General features: G+C 61.6%; 12 protein-coding genes and 2 pseudogenes. 6 read left to right on the top strand and 8 right to left on the bottom strand.

Features of this window, described 5'->3' with window-relative positions; all coding sequences use genetic code 11:
- The first annotated feature begins 176 nt into the window (after nucleotides 1-176).
- Together DDF70_RS31950 and DDF70_RS31955 are read left to right on the top strand one after the other, a co-directional pair.
- Nucleotides 177-1,484, top strand: a complete 1,308-nt coding sequence (locus tag DDF70_RS31950; protein WP_114948661.1) for an IS110 family RNA-guided transposase — start codon at nucleotides 177-179, stop codon at nucleotides 1,482-1,484.
- A 2-nt stretch (nucleotides 1,485-1,486) separates the two neighbouring features.
- Nucleotides 1,487-1,771 (top strand): annotated as a pseudogene (locus DDF70_RS31955) (IS3 family transposase); the annotation flags it as partial.
- A gap of 91 nt (nucleotides 1,772-1,862) precedes the next feature.
- On the opposite strand, the gene DDF70_RS39090 reads toward DDF70_RS31955, so the two are convergent.
- The 3 genes from DDF70_RS39090 to DDF70_RS31970 all read right to left on the bottom strand — a co-directional run bounded on the left by DDF70_RS39090 (nucleotide 1,863) and on the right by DDF70_RS31970 (nucleotide 6,658).
- Nucleotides 1,863-2,231, bottom strand: a complete 369-nt coding sequence (locus tag DDF70_RS39090) for a hypothetical protein (RefSeq protein ID WP_205772548.1) — start codon at nucleotides 2,229-2,231, stop codon at nucleotides 1,863-1,865.
- Between the two features lie 330 nt (nucleotides 2,232-2,561).
- The gene (locus DDF70_RS31965; RefSeq protein WP_114948662.1) at nucleotides 2,562-4,802 is read right to left on the bottom strand and encodes a hypothetical protein; all 2,241 of its coding nucleotides are present in this window, start codon (nucleotides 4,800-4,802) and stop codon (nucleotides 2,562-2,564) included.
- An 827-nt stretch (nucleotides 4,803-5,629) separates the two neighbouring features.
- Complete coding sequence (locus tag DDF70_RS31970; protein WP_114948663.1) at nucleotides 5,630-6,658, bottom strand: IS110 family RNA-guided transposase; 1,029 nt, start codon at nucleotides 6,656-6,658, stop codon at nucleotides 5,630-5,632.
- Nucleotides 6,659-6,900: 242 nt separating this feature from the next.
- Here DDF70_RS31970 and DDF70_RS31975 point away from each other — a divergent pair, with 242 nt between their 5' ends.
- The 3 genes from DDF70_RS31975 (at nucleotide 6,901) to DDF70_RS38910 (ending at nucleotide 8,320) form a co-directional block, all read left to right on the top strand.
- The gene (locus tag DDF70_RS31975) at nucleotides 6,901-7,080 is read left to right on the top strand and encodes a hypothetical protein (protein ID WP_162820829.1); all 180 of its coding nucleotides are present in this window, start codon (nucleotides 6,901-6,903) and stop codon (nucleotides 7,078-7,080) included.
- Nucleotides 7,081-7,245: 165 nt separating this feature from the next.
- Nucleotides 7,246-8,085, top strand: coding sequence for an effector protein NopP (locus DDF70_RS31980; protein ID WP_281024411.1), 840 nt, complete (start codon nucleotides 7,246-7,248; stop codon nucleotides 8,083-8,085).
- Nucleotides 8,086-8,185: 100 nt separating this feature from the next.
- Nucleotides 8,186-8,320, top strand: coding sequence for a hypothetical protein (locus tag DDF70_RS38910; RefSeq protein ID WP_281024412.1), 135 nt, complete (start codon nucleotides 8,186-8,188; stop codon nucleotides 8,318-8,320).
- A 29-nt stretch (nucleotides 8,321-8,349) separates the two neighbouring features.
- Here DDF70_RS38910 and DDF70_RS39380 read toward each other — a convergent pair.
- The 5 genes and pseudogenes from DDF70_RS39380 to DDF70_RS32005 form a co-directional block, all read right to left on the bottom strand.
- Nucleotides 8,350-8,751: pseudogene (locus tag DDF70_RS39380) on the bottom strand (IS6 family transposase); the annotation flags it as partial.
- Between the two features lie 107 nt (nucleotides 8,752-8,858).
- The gene (locus tag DDF70_RS31990; RefSeq protein ID WP_205772552.1) at nucleotides 8,859-9,332 is read right to left on the bottom strand and encodes a hypothetical protein; all 474 of its coding nucleotides are present in this window, start codon (nucleotides 9,330-9,332) and stop codon (nucleotides 8,859-8,861) included.
- Nucleotides 9,333-9,408: 76 nt separating this feature from the next.
- Nucleotides 9,409-10,041 (bottom strand): calcium-binding protein, encoded by a 633-nt coding sequence (locus DDF70_RS31995; RefSeq protein ID WP_114948665.1) that lies wholly within the window; start codon nucleotides 10,039-10,041, stop codon nucleotides 9,409-9,411.
- Between the two features lie 350 nt (nucleotides 10,042-10,391).
- Nucleotides 10,392-11,456: an HlyD family type I secretion periplasmic adaptor subunit gene (locus DDF70_RS32000; protein WP_114948666.1), complete on the bottom strand. Its 1,065-nt coding sequence runs from the start codon at nucleotides 11,454-11,456 to the stop codon at nucleotides 10,392-10,394.
- A complete protein-coding gene (locus DDF70_RS32005; protein WP_114948667.1) occupies nucleotides 11,453-11,632 on the bottom strand; it encodes a hypothetical protein in 180 nt (59 codons plus the stop codon). Before DDF70_RS32005 ends, DDF70_RS32000 begins: the two co-directional genes overlap by 4 nt.
- Nucleotides 11,633-11,978: 346 nt before the next feature.
- On the opposite strand from DDF70_RS32005, the gene DDF70_RS32015 reads away from it, so the two are divergent.
- Complete coding sequence (locus tag DDF70_RS32015; RefSeq protein WP_114946107.1) at nucleotides 11,979-13,319, top strand: IS1380 family transposase; 1,341 nt, start codon at nucleotides 11,979-11,981, stop codon at nucleotides 13,317-13,319.
- The last annotated feature ends 175 nt before the right edge of the window (nucleotides 13,320-13,494 follow it).

Below are 13,494 nucleotides of genomic sequence, written 5' to 3' on the forward strand. Positions count from 1 at the left end.
TGGTCCATGGACTGTTGCGCGCTTGAGAGTGGTGACGCCCCAGGGCGATCCCGGTTAGGAAGTTGACCTTTGGCGCAGTCCAGCCCCTCCCACCCCAAGGAGGAGCCGATGAGACGCAAACGAGAGGCCGGTAAAGATCGCCAGAGCCTGCCGATGGTTCACCCCATGCCGCCGCCATCGATGTCGGGGCCACGATGCACATGGCGGCCGTGGGACCTGACCGGACAGATGAACCCGTGCGCAGCTTCGGGACCTTTACCGCCGACCTGCACCGGTTGGCCGACTGGTTCGAGGTTTGTAGCGTCACCTCCGTCGTCATGGAATCGACCGGGGTTTACTGGATCCCGGTCTTCGAGATCCTGCAGGACCGCGGCTTCGAGGTGCTTCTGGTCAATGCCCGTGACGCCAAGCACGTGCCCGGACGCAAGACGGATGTGAAGGATGCGCAATGGCTCCAGCGGCTGCATGCCTATGGCCTGTTGCGGGCCAGCTTCCAACCCAAAGCCGAGATCGCGGAACTGCGCGCGTATCTGCGCCAGCGTGAGCGGCTGCTCGAGTATGCCGCCTCGCACATCCAGCACATGCAGAAGGCGCTGACCGAGATGAACCTGCAGCTGCATCACGTGGTCAGCGACATTACTGGAGCCACGGGCATGCGCATCATCCGCGCCATTCTGGCCGGAGAACGTGATCCGGCGGTCCTGGCGAGCCTACGGGACATCCGGTGTCACTCCAGCTCCGAGACGATCGAGAAGGCGTTGACGGGTCATTATCGCGCCGAGCATCTGTTCGCGCTCGAACAGGCGCTGGCGCTGTACGACACGTATCAGCACAAGGTGGCGGCGTGCGATCAGAGGATCGAGGCCGTCCTCAAGGCGCTGAGCACCCATGGGCCCGATCCCGCTTCCTTGCCGGCGCCTCGCCGGCGCATGAGCCGCCAGCCCAATGAGCCGAGCTTCGATCTTCGTGGCGCCCTCTATGCGGTTCTGGGCCAGGACCTGACCCGGATCCACGGCCTGGGGCCGTCCTTGGCGCTCAAACTGATCGCGGAGTGCGGCACGGATCTGACGGCTTGGCCCAGCAGCAAGCACTTCACATCGTGGCTCTGCCTCGCGCCCGGCAATAAGATCTCCGGTGGCAAGGTGCTGTCGTCTCGGACGCGCCGGTCGGGCAGTCGGGCGGCGGCCCTTCTGCGGCTGGCGGCCGTGACGATCGGCAAGACGGAGACGGCACTGGGTGCCTTTTACCGGCGGCTGTCGACCCGGATCGGCAAGGCTAAAACTGTGACTGCAACCGCCCGCAAGATTGCAGCGCTGTTCTACAACGCCCTGCGCCATGGCATGGATTACGTTGATCCGGGAGCGTCGTACTATGAGGAACGGTATCGGAAGCGGGTGATCGATAACCTGCACCGCCGCGCCAAGGCGTTCGGGTTTGTGCTGCAGGAGGTCGGTGTCGACGCTTCCAAGGGCGCTGTTTCTTAGGAAGCCATCGGCATCTTCGCGGAGGTGCCGAAATGAGGTTTGGCTTCATCGAGCAGCATGCCCGCACCTGGCCGGTGCGGCTCATGTGCCGCGTGCTCGGGGTGTCCGCCAGCGGCTATTATGCCTGGCGATCCCGGCCGGAGAGCCAAAGGACGATGGCGAACCGGCGCCTGCTGCAGGAGGTGCAGCGGCTCCATGATCAGCATCAGGGTCGCTATGGCAGCCCGAGGATGCACGTGGCCTTGCGAGCCGAGGGGCATCGGGTCAGCCGCGGCCGGGTCGAACGGGGCACTATTTCGCTAGCACCCGGATGTTGTGCGACCTTGATCTCGCAAATATGTTCCGAAAATCCTGTCCACTCACCTCTTCCCGGCCCAACTACTGACCGATGTCGCCCAGAAGCTCGAGGGAAAAGCCCTCGTATGTGCCAAAGATGGCACGCTCGGCAAACCAGCATCGTGCTTCATGTGATTGAGCCAGAAAGTTTTGCTGCAGGCCGCTATGGGTCTCTAGGAGATTTGGCGCCGAAGCCAGGATCTGATTAGCGCGACCAAACTGGTAGTTGTTACTGTCAAGGGCCGGGGTATGCGACGTTGGCGGCTTCAGCGAGGGAAGCCCGAGAGCTTGCTTCCTTTCATCAAACTCAAGCACATGCTCATAGAGCTGCGGTCCGTCGCCGATGGCGACGGTGTCGCAGTCGAAGTCACTATCAAGCTTTTCCTGTCCGCCGGTTGGGATGGCAACCAAAGAGCTGGGATAAACACCCCGGTGGCATGTAGGATGCCCAAGCAGTCGAGCCGCGTGTCCTCCTTGACACGACCCTTGCCTGTTGCCCAGTTCGAATGTGACTCGACGTTCTCGGCGGACATCACCAACGCGCGGTCGGCGTAGGCGGCCAGCCATATCTCGTTCGGCACGACGATCAGAATGCCTTCGGCAAAAGGTAGGATCGTCGACCGCGAGTTCTTCCCGTGACTTCTGGGAGACATTAAAGCTGCTCGAGGATTTCCTCTCGGTGATAACGGTCGGCTTGAGGGTGTCACCACAGCGTCACTCTGGCGCGAGAAACAAAGGTTACTACATCCCAAGGCGCGCGAACTGCATCGACGCGTGCTCCGCCTCGGGAAGGGGGTAGCATGGGGCGATGCTCAACAACGACTTACAGAACGCAGGCGTGAGCTTGCCACGGTGAATCACGACGTCCTCGTGGCCCATCGCAGCCCGGGCGGTCTGCCACTGCCGATTGTGGCCGCGCTGTTCATTGGACTTCACGTGGCAAGCGGCGAAGTCGGCCACATCCAGCGTCGCCAACTGCCTTTCATGTACCGGCAGCTTCGTATGGATGTGCACCCACATCGGGCTTGGCATCGCACCATTGCGCAGCGCTTTGGGCTGCAGCCTGATCTCGAACAGCGTCCCTGGCTCGCCCTTCAAGGCGCGCGGTCGGTCCACAGGCGCCAGTTCCTCGGCCGCCCGGAGCTGTTCGAGGTACTTCTGCGACGGGAAGGCGTAGGTCTTCATGCAATCGATCATGATCGCTGTCTTTCGCGCGTTCAATGAGTTTGCCTGTCCCTGCACCTCGGACAACATCGCCTTAAGCCGGACTGTTTTGTCGTGCACTTCGCGCACTTGCGCAGGCGTGAAAAGGCCGCGTCGGCGAGGCTCCTCGAGCGCGGCTACACAGGCCTCAGTCTCGGCGGCGTGCGTCTGCAGGCGCTTGACGACGAGATCCACGACGTGGTCGGCGTCCTCGGGCTTCATCTGGCGCGCTTGCGAGACAGCTCTTTGCTGAGCCGGCAGATCGAACTGCAGCAGCTCGTCCAATCGCTCGAGTAATCCGGCCAGTGCTTTCCTTGAGGGCGGAGCCTGCCACATCTCCAGATGTACGGTTGCCGACGATGACTCCCTCGCAAGTGCCTCCTCTTGGCTCGCGAGCTTCTTCGTACCCAAATCCGAGAGTACGATAAGCTTGGCTGTCGGGACCGTGTCAGCGTCGCGCCTGGCGAGCTGCGGTTCCGGCACCCCTGCCGTCGAACTCCCCTCGCCTGCGGCCGGTGTGCGCTTGCCCTTCCCCTTCCTGCGCGCCGCGTGGCCCTCAGCCACTACAGCAGTATTTTCCAGTTTCGCAGCCACGGCCAGTGGTTCAATCATGGCTGGCGTCTTTGGCTGCACTGCCAGAAGTTGCATGACTTCGTGCGCCGTTCCCCATGCACCTTCGACGATCTGGTCCAACAGTTCCAATTGAAGGTCGGCACCCTTTCCCGCCTCCCTTAAGCTGGCAACAATGCCGTGCACCCCTGACCCGAATTCCGAAAGCCGCTCCATGACTCCTTCCAGAACGGCGCAGTGCTCTGCGTTGAGTGCGCGTCCTTTGCTGTACAGAACAGCGTCAGACGTCGAGAGGAATGCCGGAAAAGCGTCCTCGATGAAGGTTCCCAGCAGACGCACCCGGCCGTTCCCAGCCATGAGGATTTCCCTCACGGCTGGTTCGACCGTGCTCGCCTGAGGCTCAATCATTAGTTGCGCGAGAGCGATCCGCGAGTGCAGATACATGCACTTCGTATTAAGTGCCCAGCCCGTATGCAGGCGTAGCGCCGCCTCTTCGGCCTTCCGCATTTCAGGCGTGGCGCTTGGCAAGTTGGCGGTGGCGGCGCAAACGGACTGCATCCGTTCCGAGCGCAACACCTTCTTTCCCCACCACTCCATGCAGGCCACGTAGTGCTTCGCCACACTGGGCACCGCCCGGCTCAGCTGGTCGGGCGGAGCGTTGTCAGCTCGCATCTTGTCGAGTACGCCTGCTGCTTTCTTCCTCCGTGGCTCCAACTCGTAGATAGTCGCAGTAGCCAGATTGTTGCATTCGTCTGCTGCATCAAGCACCTCGTCGCGGAGTTGACGAGCCTGATCGTCGGACAGAATGCTACGCGCCACATGTGGGGGCAGGCTCGCGTAGTAGTCCAGAGCTTCCGAGCCTGCCTTGACGATTTGATCGATCAGCTCTTGCGCCTCCGAGGGGTTCCGGGCTTGCGTGGCCGCTCTACGACAGAGATCAAGGTCGTCAAGCAGGCTACGCATTTTTCGTTTCGCTGCCTTGATCTCGTCGCCTCTTGGCGCTGCCACACCCGAAGTTAGTGACTGGCTCACGAGCGGGACGGTTCTATCTTGGGGCCGAGAGCGCATCCGCTCCACGACGGAGTCGAACGATTGGCTGCCTTCATTAGGGGCAAGACGTGTCTCCGAGCGCGAGCTGCTCGATCCCCACGTGCTGTCGGCTCCAGCACTCCCAACGTGCGATTTCCCAGCTCGGCCAATCCCCGTCATGTTCCACCTCCAGTCAGATCGAGAATGCTCAGCATGCCTGGATAGGCTGGCTGGCTGACGAGTAGCTGACGGAGGGCGCTTTTTCCGGATGCACAAGAAAACTCAGATCACTGTGGATTGCAATTCCATGGGTTACGGTGTGCTGTTGGAGACATCGGGGATGACCGCGTGATGTAGGATAGCCAGCTGCAGTGAATGACTGCGGCCTTCTGCTGCCTCGCCCCAACCGCCATCAGGATCCGCACTGTCAGGCTGCGACAGAAGCGGCCGTGACGGCGATCCGGAAGAGTCCGCCGTATGCCGGCTGCTTTGTCTGTAGGGACCTGGCAAAGACCATCCCGAGTTGCGGAGCGCCGCCACGAGAGCTCGCTTCCTGAAACGGACTGGTTGATTGTGGTGAGGCAAAAACACCCGCCAAATATCGATTGGCAGACCTTCGGCAGCCGCACGTCCTGTTCTCCGGGAAGGAGATGGGCATCCGAAAAGCTTACGGATCCGGCGGTGATGCAGCAGTCCTGACCAGAGATCGAACGTCGGTCAAACCACGTTTTCTCGCCCCACGGCCGAATTCAAGCAAATCCGATGTCGCGCAGCTCCTTTCCAATGTACAAGCTTGCCGAAGCTGCCGCCCGTCCCGGCCCAGGGTGCAGGGTCGTTTCGCGGTCGACAGGTGTCGCCGCATGATGGCGCTTCGCGGGCGGAGCCTTCCTATGTGGACGACGCACTCGGCTGCATCAGCGGTGCATTCCATCGCGCGGAATGGTTCGGCTCACGTCTCAGCAAGGACGTCTCAGCGCGCTCAGAGCCTGAATGTAATCCTCAACTGGTCAAGCTGCTGCGCCGATGCTCCGGTCGAAGAAGGTGCCGGCCTTGAGCAGCGCGTGCATGATGACCACCAACTTTCGGGCGACCGCAACCGCCGCACGCTTAAAGCCGACCCGCTCTCGGAGCTTGAGGCCCCATCTCCGCAGGCCGCTCTCGGCTGAACTGCGGGTGAGGATGACCGTTGCGGCCTTGAAGAGGAGCCCCCCGCACATGGCGGTCACCCCCCGGCGAGAGATATGGCCATCATAGTCGACCTCGCCCGACTGGTAGCGCCGCGTCGTCAGACCGAGCCAGGCGCCGACCGAGCGGGAGTTCTTGAAGTTATTCGGATCCTCGACAGCGGTCGCAAACGATGTCGCGGTGATCGCTCCGACCCCGGGGATCGACATGAGAATGCGACAGGCTTGGTTCTGGCGCGCGCCGGCCACGAGTTGGCGGCCGAGTTCCGCGGCCCGGATGCGCAGGCCGCGCCACGCCTCCAGCATTGGCAGCACGATGGCAGAAAGCCCGTCATGGTGGACCAGAAGGCTACGGACATTCTTCTCGAATGTGCTGCCTTTGCCGGCGGGAACGACCAAGCCGAAGGTCTTCATGAGGCCGCGGATCTGGTTGGAGAGCTCGGTGCAGATCCGGACCAGCCGGGTGCGGGCCGCCACGAGCGTGCGGGTCAGCATGCTGTCGAAGCCTTTCACCCGCACCTCACGATAGAAGCCCACCTCCGCCAGATGGGCCAGACCGTCGGCATCATCCGCGTCAGTTTTGTTCGCTGCCATGTCGAGAGCGGCCTTGGCATGACGCGCATCGATGCAGATCGCCGGGAGCCCCTCGTCGCGCAGCGCATGATAGAACCACACCGACAAGGGGCCGGTCTCGAAGATCACCCGCTTCGCAGACGGGGCACGTTTGCGGATCAAGTCAGCAATCAGCTTGGGATCGGACGGGCACTTGCCGCGCCAGACGCGCTTGCCGCCTCTGCGGATCGACACCGCCGTCACTTTCATCGACACGTCGAGCCCGATATAATCGTGCATGGCTGTTCTCCATTCGATGCCTGGGCCCGGCTTCCCGTCGTGAACCCGGTCTCCGTCTTGTCGGGGAACAGCCACCGGCTTCCATGCACGTGACTTGTTCGGGCGACCCGCTCCCGCGATTACCCCATGTGGACGGCCCCAACCGCCTTTGGCATGGACGGATTGGGACGAGTTATGGGTGAGTGGGTTCCCAAATCAGTCCGGTGATGATTCATGGCGGGCCAGCTTCAGGAGGCGCGACCATGCTGACGGGAGTGACGGAGGACGACTGGGCAACGGTGCTGCGGGTGTTTACCGCCTCATGCTCCCGGCGCAAGGGCCGCAACGACCGCCGCTTCCTAGAGGCGCTGCATCACTTCACCATCCACGACATTACCTGGCGGGCGCGGCCCGCGTGTTTCAGAAACTGGAACTCGATCTGATGACGGTGCCTGATTGACTATTCAGGCACGAGCGCTGAATCGAGCTGGGTTTCCTCGTTCGTCCACAGAACGCCCACGTCAGCTTATCGTCAGCTAGGCTGACTACCGTGCGCTGCAGGGCATAACCAGCCTCGAAAATGATTCACCTTAGGAGTGAGAATCCTCATGTACGGTCGAATTGGTGGCATTTCCGACGAGTGGAAACGCAATGGCTTGGCTGACGAAACGGATTCGTGGGCGGCCGACGGCGAGCAAACCCAAAGTTTCTCGGACACATTCGCCAACATGCACTTAGCCGCAGCGGACTCCAGCGCTCGCTCATCTTCGCCAGCACCGGCGTATTCCCTCGTTCCCAAACCTCCTGTGCTGGAGATTGACAAGTTTACATTCAGGGAAGAGGCGAAGGCGTTTCATAGTAAAGAAATAGAAGATATCGCCAACAACCCGCAGGAGTATTCTAATTTCATATCTACACGAGCCAAAAATGCCGCCGATATCGCAAAGAAATACGGCACCACTACAGATACAGAACAGGCACGATATTTCAGCTACAAGTTAGGACGCAAAACTGTGGCCCTCCTACGAACGGAGGGCGGATGCCCTATGGATGACTTCGAAGGCGAAAAGTGGCGGGAACTGTTTCCCGGGCGAACTGAGATCACCTCGACTGTCGATCTTCAGGTTGCACATCCGCTTGTCGAGAACGCAGGCGATATTCTGTTGGAATACCAACTTCGGCGCGACGGCGAACGACCGTTGCTCCTCTCTCGCCCTGGCAACGCGGAAGCAAAAGCCCGCGCGGCTAAGATGGGTTTCGTCGAAGTGGACAATTGCAATATGGTACTTGATCCTACCCAGCATCCTGACAAATGGACGACGAACAGCGCCGGTGAATGGCTGCGTGTAAACAGACCTCAACAATTTCTCTCCAAAATTGAGGAAAGCGAGGGCGGAGATAATCCTATAGCAAGCTCCGGCTACGCGTACGAGGACGACTTTATGTGACGTTAGGGCATGTGGACGGATTGGGACGAGTTATGGGTGAGTGGGTTCCCAAATCAGTCCGGTGATGATTCATGGCGGGCCAGCTTCAGGAGGCGCGACCATGCTGACGGGAGTGACGGAGGACGACTGGGCAACGGTGCTGCGGGTGTTTACCGCCTCATGCTCCCGGCGCAAGGGCCGCAACGACCGCCGCTTCCTAGAAGCACTGCATGACACCGTCAATTTAGCGAGGTGAAGGCAGAGTGCCTCCTCGCGGTCGCCAGATCAGAAGTTCACCACAACGCCTGTCACTTCGGCCCAAGCAGTAAAGGCCTGCGAGCGGGCCTCGCGAGGTTCTGCGGCATTGCGGGCGGCGGAAAGGCAGAAGAAATTGGCCACTTGATCGTGGACTGAGGGGAAGTGTTGGACCTGCCCGGCTGACGTGAATCGCTTCATGGTGCACGCGCGTCGTCGGGTCGGTTGATGGCTGTTCTCCGCACGATTGTCTCAGTCCTTGTGCGGCCGATGCTCGACGCCCGGCGTAGTCTCTCGCTTGGCCGCGCCGTAGCTCGCGAGTCTGTCGGGGATTATCACCCGGGGCGTGATGCCTTGCTTCTTGCGCAGCAGACGCTTGGCGTCTAGAGCATCGGACCAAACGACGGATCCGCGACGCACTACCCCTCTCCAATAGGCAGAGGTCGGAACCGGGCGGGTCCGACAAAGCGTCCGATGCTCTAGCGATCGGATTCCGTGAACGCCGCTCCACCTTGGATGGCTCCGACGATGGCCAAGGTCTACGTCGGAGCCATCCGCGAGAGAAGCTCGGTGAGAAGGTCGATGAAGGTCTTGTCCCGGCGAAGGCGGAACATCGTGCTCCACACGTTGAACAAGGCGGACACGAGAGCCACGCGACCATGGCTGTCGATGCCGTCGATCAGGTTCTCGACATCCGCCGAGGCAAGCGCCGCATCGTGATCGATGTTGAGGGACGCTTCAGAGCCGTGGGCTTCGAGGTGCAGATCGGGACTTGCTCGCTCGTCCGCTGGGCGTTGAAAGACCCAGAAGAGGCGGGATCCGCCGTCGGGCAGGGAGAGGCGCAGCGATGCGGAAGGCCAGATGTCGTCGCCGCCGCTCTTGAGGCTCGAGGACGAGCCCCGCTCGACGTGCGGCACGTCCCAGGTGAGCAGAACCACGTCGCGCCCGAGAGAGGCTGCCTTGGGGGAGGCAAGATCGTCGGCTGGTGAGGTGAGCACGGCAAGCTCCGCCATCGCTTTTTGTCTCCATCTGTCCCTGTGGGACGCCGCAGAAACGTCCGCGACATCCGCTCTTTGCCGCAGAGGCGGATCAGTGAACCGAGAAGTAGTCGCTCGGGTTGTTGTTGATGTCGTCGGCGCTCACGTTCACGAGGGTGACCGTGTCGCCGTTTCCGAGGTCCACGATCGTATTGTGGCCCACCTGATGGACGCGGCTGGCAAGGTCCTCGGCCGAAGCGATATCGGTCCCGTTGATCCCCTTGGAGATCTGCAGGATGTCCTGGCCGGCCTTGAAGTCGAGGATGACGTCGTTGCCGCCGCCGCCGCTGAACACGAACGTGTCGCGACCGGCGCCGCCTTGGAGGATGTCGTCGCCAGCGCCGCCATTCAGGAAGTCGTCGCCGGATCCGCCGCGCAGGATGTCGTCGCCAGCACCACCCTGAAGGATGTCGTCGCCCGAACCGCCTTCGAGAACGTCGGCCCCGTCGCCACCGTTCAGGATGTCGTTGCCGTTGCCGCCGCGAAGATAGTCGTCTCCGGCGCCGCCGAGCAGGATGTCATCGCCGTTGCCGCCGAACAGAACGTCGTCATCCGCGCCGCCGGAGAGAGCGTCGCTGTCGTTGCCGCCGAAGATCAGGTCGTCGCCACCGTTTCCGAAGATCACATCCGGACCGTGGGTGCCGTGCAGGACGTCGCTTGAGGCTCCACCACCAATAGTCGCCATATCTCTCATCCTTGTTGTCAGCACCGGGCAAGCCGCGACGCACCCGGTTGCATGTTCGAGCCAAAATGAAGCGCTATTTGCGCAAGGAGATTTCCGGGAGGTGATTGTGTCGAGAGTGTCCCGGTACAAACTAAGTAAAACAAGAAGCACTACTTGTAAACCCGAGAGTAGTATTTTCCTTGAGCATCAATTTATTAGTATATATAAGTCAATATTGTATTTAATTTGTTCAAATATATTTTGTGAATGGATTCTATTTGTTTCGCAATTCGAACAATCGTTCGCGCGTCGCATCGCGCGGCGGCGATGCGACGTAGCGGCCCGGCATGAGGGGCCTGAAGGGCTTCGGGTCATTCCTCCCGGAATGCGCGATCGAAGCTTTCAGTAATCGGAGCCAGCAGGTAGCCGACAGCGCGCCTAGGCTTGTTGACGATCAGGACTTCGGTGGGCATTCCGGGATAGAGAGTGATTTTGGAATTCGCCTTGAGGCTTTCCGACGCGATCTCGGCGCGTGCGACGAAGTAGGCGTAATTGTTCCGGTCGTCCATCTGCTGGTCGGCGGAGAGATAGGTCAGCTTTCCCGCGAGTGGCGGCGTGCTGCGGCTGTTGTAGGCGGTCAGCCGGATCTGGACCGGTGCGCCGACGCGGACCGAATCGACATCGCGCGGGCCAATCTTGGCCTCGACGATCAGCGGTTCGTTCTCCGGCACGATATCGAGAATGGGCTGCCCGGCGCCGATGACGCTGCCCAGGGTACGGGAGCGGATATTGGTCACGATGCCCCGGTCAGGCGAGACGATCTCGACGCGTCGCAGAATGTCCTTGGCGGCGTCGATCCGCCCGACCGTGTCGGCGAGTTCGAGTTGCGCGGTTTGAATATCCGATGCGACCTGCTGCTGGAAATCGTTGCCGAGGGAAAGGATTTCCAGCTCCGCCGCCTTGGCCTGCTCCGCCTTCGCCTTGCGGGACTTCAGTTCGCCGGCGTTGCCCTGCAGCTGGCTTTCGCGCGTCTGCATTTCCGTGAGGCGCGGACGCGGCGCATAGCCTTTCTCGACGAGGCTCGCGATGGCCTTGAGTTCCCGGTCGAGCAGTTCCGATTGCCGGGTATTCGCCTCTGTCTGAGACTTTACGGCCTCGAGTTCCGCCACCTGCTGGGCGATGGTCTTGCGCTTGGAATCGACCACCACGGTGGCCGTCGCGATCGCGGCGCTGTCCAGATGGGCCGAGAAGGCCCATGTGGTGAGGCCGCCGAGACCGAGGAAGATCGTCGCCAGACCGGCGATCACCGGTCCGCGATAGGACGGCTCGCCGGGATCGCGCGGCGGGAGGCGGTCCTTCGCCGGTTCGACATTCACGGCCATGTACGTCGCGGGCACGGACGGCTTCCGCTCCATGAGGTCCGAACGCTTGCTCATGCGCTTCCTTTCATGGCGGCCATCGGCTTCTCGCCGGGGGTGATCGCGCTCACGACGGAGGTTCGCGGGCCGAACTGGCTGATCCTGCCCTCCTGGAGGACCATGAGCTTGTCGGCCGCCTCCATGATGGAGCAGACCCGAAGTATGTGTCTCGGATTGACACGACCCGGCTTCATCCCTCTCAGGTGTCGCCCTCTGACGCGAAATAGGCCTTCTCGGACGTGAGCAACTCGCAGAGTGAAGGATAGAACTCCCTGATGAAGCGATCGGCTGCTCCGACAGCTTCATCCAACATGATGGTCCCGTAAACTCCCGCCGCAGCCAGTGCATCAACCTCCTCAAAGCCGTCCTCGTCGGATACCCCTTCGTTCTGCAATCGCCAGTAAGCGACCCTCAGTTGCATTGCCGCGGCTAGCCCGGAAAATTCATGGAGGGTTGGCGGGTGTAGCTCAAGCCCCTGAGATGACTTAGGATTTGGTTGTCGAAGCCGATCCGCGTCATTTCTGGGAGAACCCACCCGCCATGAACCACTCTACGCTTCCACTACCGGGCCTGTCACCTGTTACCGGCAAAACCGTACTGGCTCGGTTCGACGGCGGCCTGCTGTCCTCCGACGCCGGAGTTCTCGCCCTGCGCGAGGTGGAGAAGCGTTTGGGTGTCGCCGAGCGGCTCGCCGCGTGCATCGATGACCCACGCTCTCAGGATCAGGTCATTCATCGCCTGGCCGATCTGATCCGCTTCCGGCTGTTGATGATCGCTGCCGGTTATGAGGATTGCAACGACGCCATCAGCCTGCGCTCCGACCCGATCTTCAAGATGGCGCAGGACGTGCTGCCATCGGATCGCCATCTCGCCTCACAGCCGACGCTCTCGCGCCTGGAGAATATGCCCGATGCGCGGTCGCTGCTGCGTATGGGACGCACGATGATCGATCTGTACTGCGCTTCGTTCGGACAGGTGCCGAAGCAGATCGTGCTCGACCTCGACGACACTTTCGATGCCGTTCACGGCGACCAGCAGCTGCGGCTGTTCAATGCCCATTACGACGAATACGGCTTTCAGCCCATAGTCGTGTTCGACGGTGAGGGCCGCTTCATCACGGCCGTGCTGCGGCCGGCCCGTCGGCCCAAGGGCAGCGAGATCCGGGCTCATCTGCGCCGGCTCATCCGGGCGATCCGAACCCACTGGCCCACCACCCGCATCCTGATCCGGGCTGACAGCCATTACTGCGGTCCGCTGGTGATCGATTGGTGCCGAGCCAACGGCGTTGACTTCATCCTCGGAGTGGCCTCAACCTCGACCCTGCGCCGGCACGTTGCGGGTCTGGAGGCGAGCGCCAAGGCGCGCTTTGCCGCGGCTCCTCGGAAAGGCAAGGTGCGGCGCTTCACGGAGTTCTTCGACGGTGCTGCAAGCTGGAGCCGGGTCGAGCGCATCATCGCTCGTGTCGAAGCGGGCGCGCAGGGCAGCGACACGCGGTTCATCGTCACCAATCTCACTGGCGGCAAAGCCAGAACGCTCTATGAGCGGATCTACTGTCGGCGCGGCACGGCGGAAAACCACATCAAGGCCTGGAAAGCCCACCTGGCGGCCGACCGCACGTCCTGCTCCCGAGCGACGGCGAACCAATTCCGGCTGTTCCTGCATGCCGGCGCCTATTGGCTGATGTGGGTCCTGCGGGCGAGGATGCCGAAGCGCTCGCTCTGGCGCATCGCGCAATTCGACACCTTGCGGCTGCGCCTGATCAAGATCGCCGCCCGGGTGGTTGAACGGAAGACCCAGATCCAGCTGCACTTGCCGAGCGCCTGTCCTGACCAGACGATCCTGCGCGTGGTTCTCGGCCGTCTGCCGCGCCTCGTCACCTGATCAATGGGGCGCACACGCCCCTGACCCGAGCCCTGTCCCGTCCACCTGCAAACCCGCCGCTCTCATCCGCCAAGCCGAATCCTTGGAGGTGGTGAAGACATGCCTGAAAGCCCGTCAAAGCTACCAGTAAGGCTCGCAAAGCCAACCTCAGAAGGGTCGCCGTGAATTAATCGGG

The organism is Microvirga calopogonii, assembly GCF_003347665.1.
Taxonomy (GTDB): domain Bacteria; phylum Pseudomonadota; class Alphaproteobacteria; order Rhizobiales; family Beijerinckiaceae; genus Microvirga; species Microvirga calopogonii.

Bases quoted from the DNA above. Each gene is read 5' to 3' on its own strand.
- DDF70_RS32005 (WP_114948667.1), bottom strand. From the start codon at position 11,632: ATGAAGCCGGGTCGTGTCAATCCGAGACACATACTTCGGGTCTGCTCC.
- DDF70_RS32015 (WP_114946107.1), top strand. From the start codon at position 11,979: ATGAACCACTCTACGCTTCCACTACCGGGCCTGTCACCTGTTACCGGC.
- DDF70_RS38910 (WP_281024412.1), top strand. From the start codon at position 8,186: ATGCTGACGGGAGTGACGGAGGACGACTGGGCAACGGTGCTGCGGGTG.
- DDF70_RS31980 (WP_281024411.1), top strand. From the start codon at position 7,246: ATGTACGGTCGAATTGGTGGCATTTCCGACGAGTGGAAACGCAATGGC.
- DDF70_RS32000 (WP_114948666.1), bottom strand. From the start codon at position 11,456: ATGAGCAAGCGTTCGGACCTCATGGAGCGGAAGCCGTCCGTGCCCGCG.
- DDF70_RS31995 (WP_114948665.1), bottom strand. From the start codon at position 10,041: ATGGCGACTATTGGTGGTGGAGCCTCAAGCGACGTCCTGCACGGCACC.
- DDF70_RS31990 (WP_205772552.1), bottom strand. From the start codon at position 9,332: ATGGCGGAGCTTGCCGTGCTCACCTCACCAGCCGACGATCTTGCCTCC.
- DDF70_RS31965 (WP_114948662.1), bottom strand. From the start codon at position 4,802: ATGACGGGGATTGGCCGAGCTGGGAAATCGCACGTTGGGAGTGCTGGA.
- DDF70_RS31975 (WP_162820829.1), top strand. From the start codon at position 6,901: ATGCTGACGGGAGTGACGGAGGACGACTGGGCAACGGTGCTGCGGGTG.
- DDF70_RS31970 (WP_114948663.1), bottom strand. From the start codon at position 6,658: ATGCACGATTATATCGGGCTCGACGTGTCGATGAAAGTGACGGCGGTG.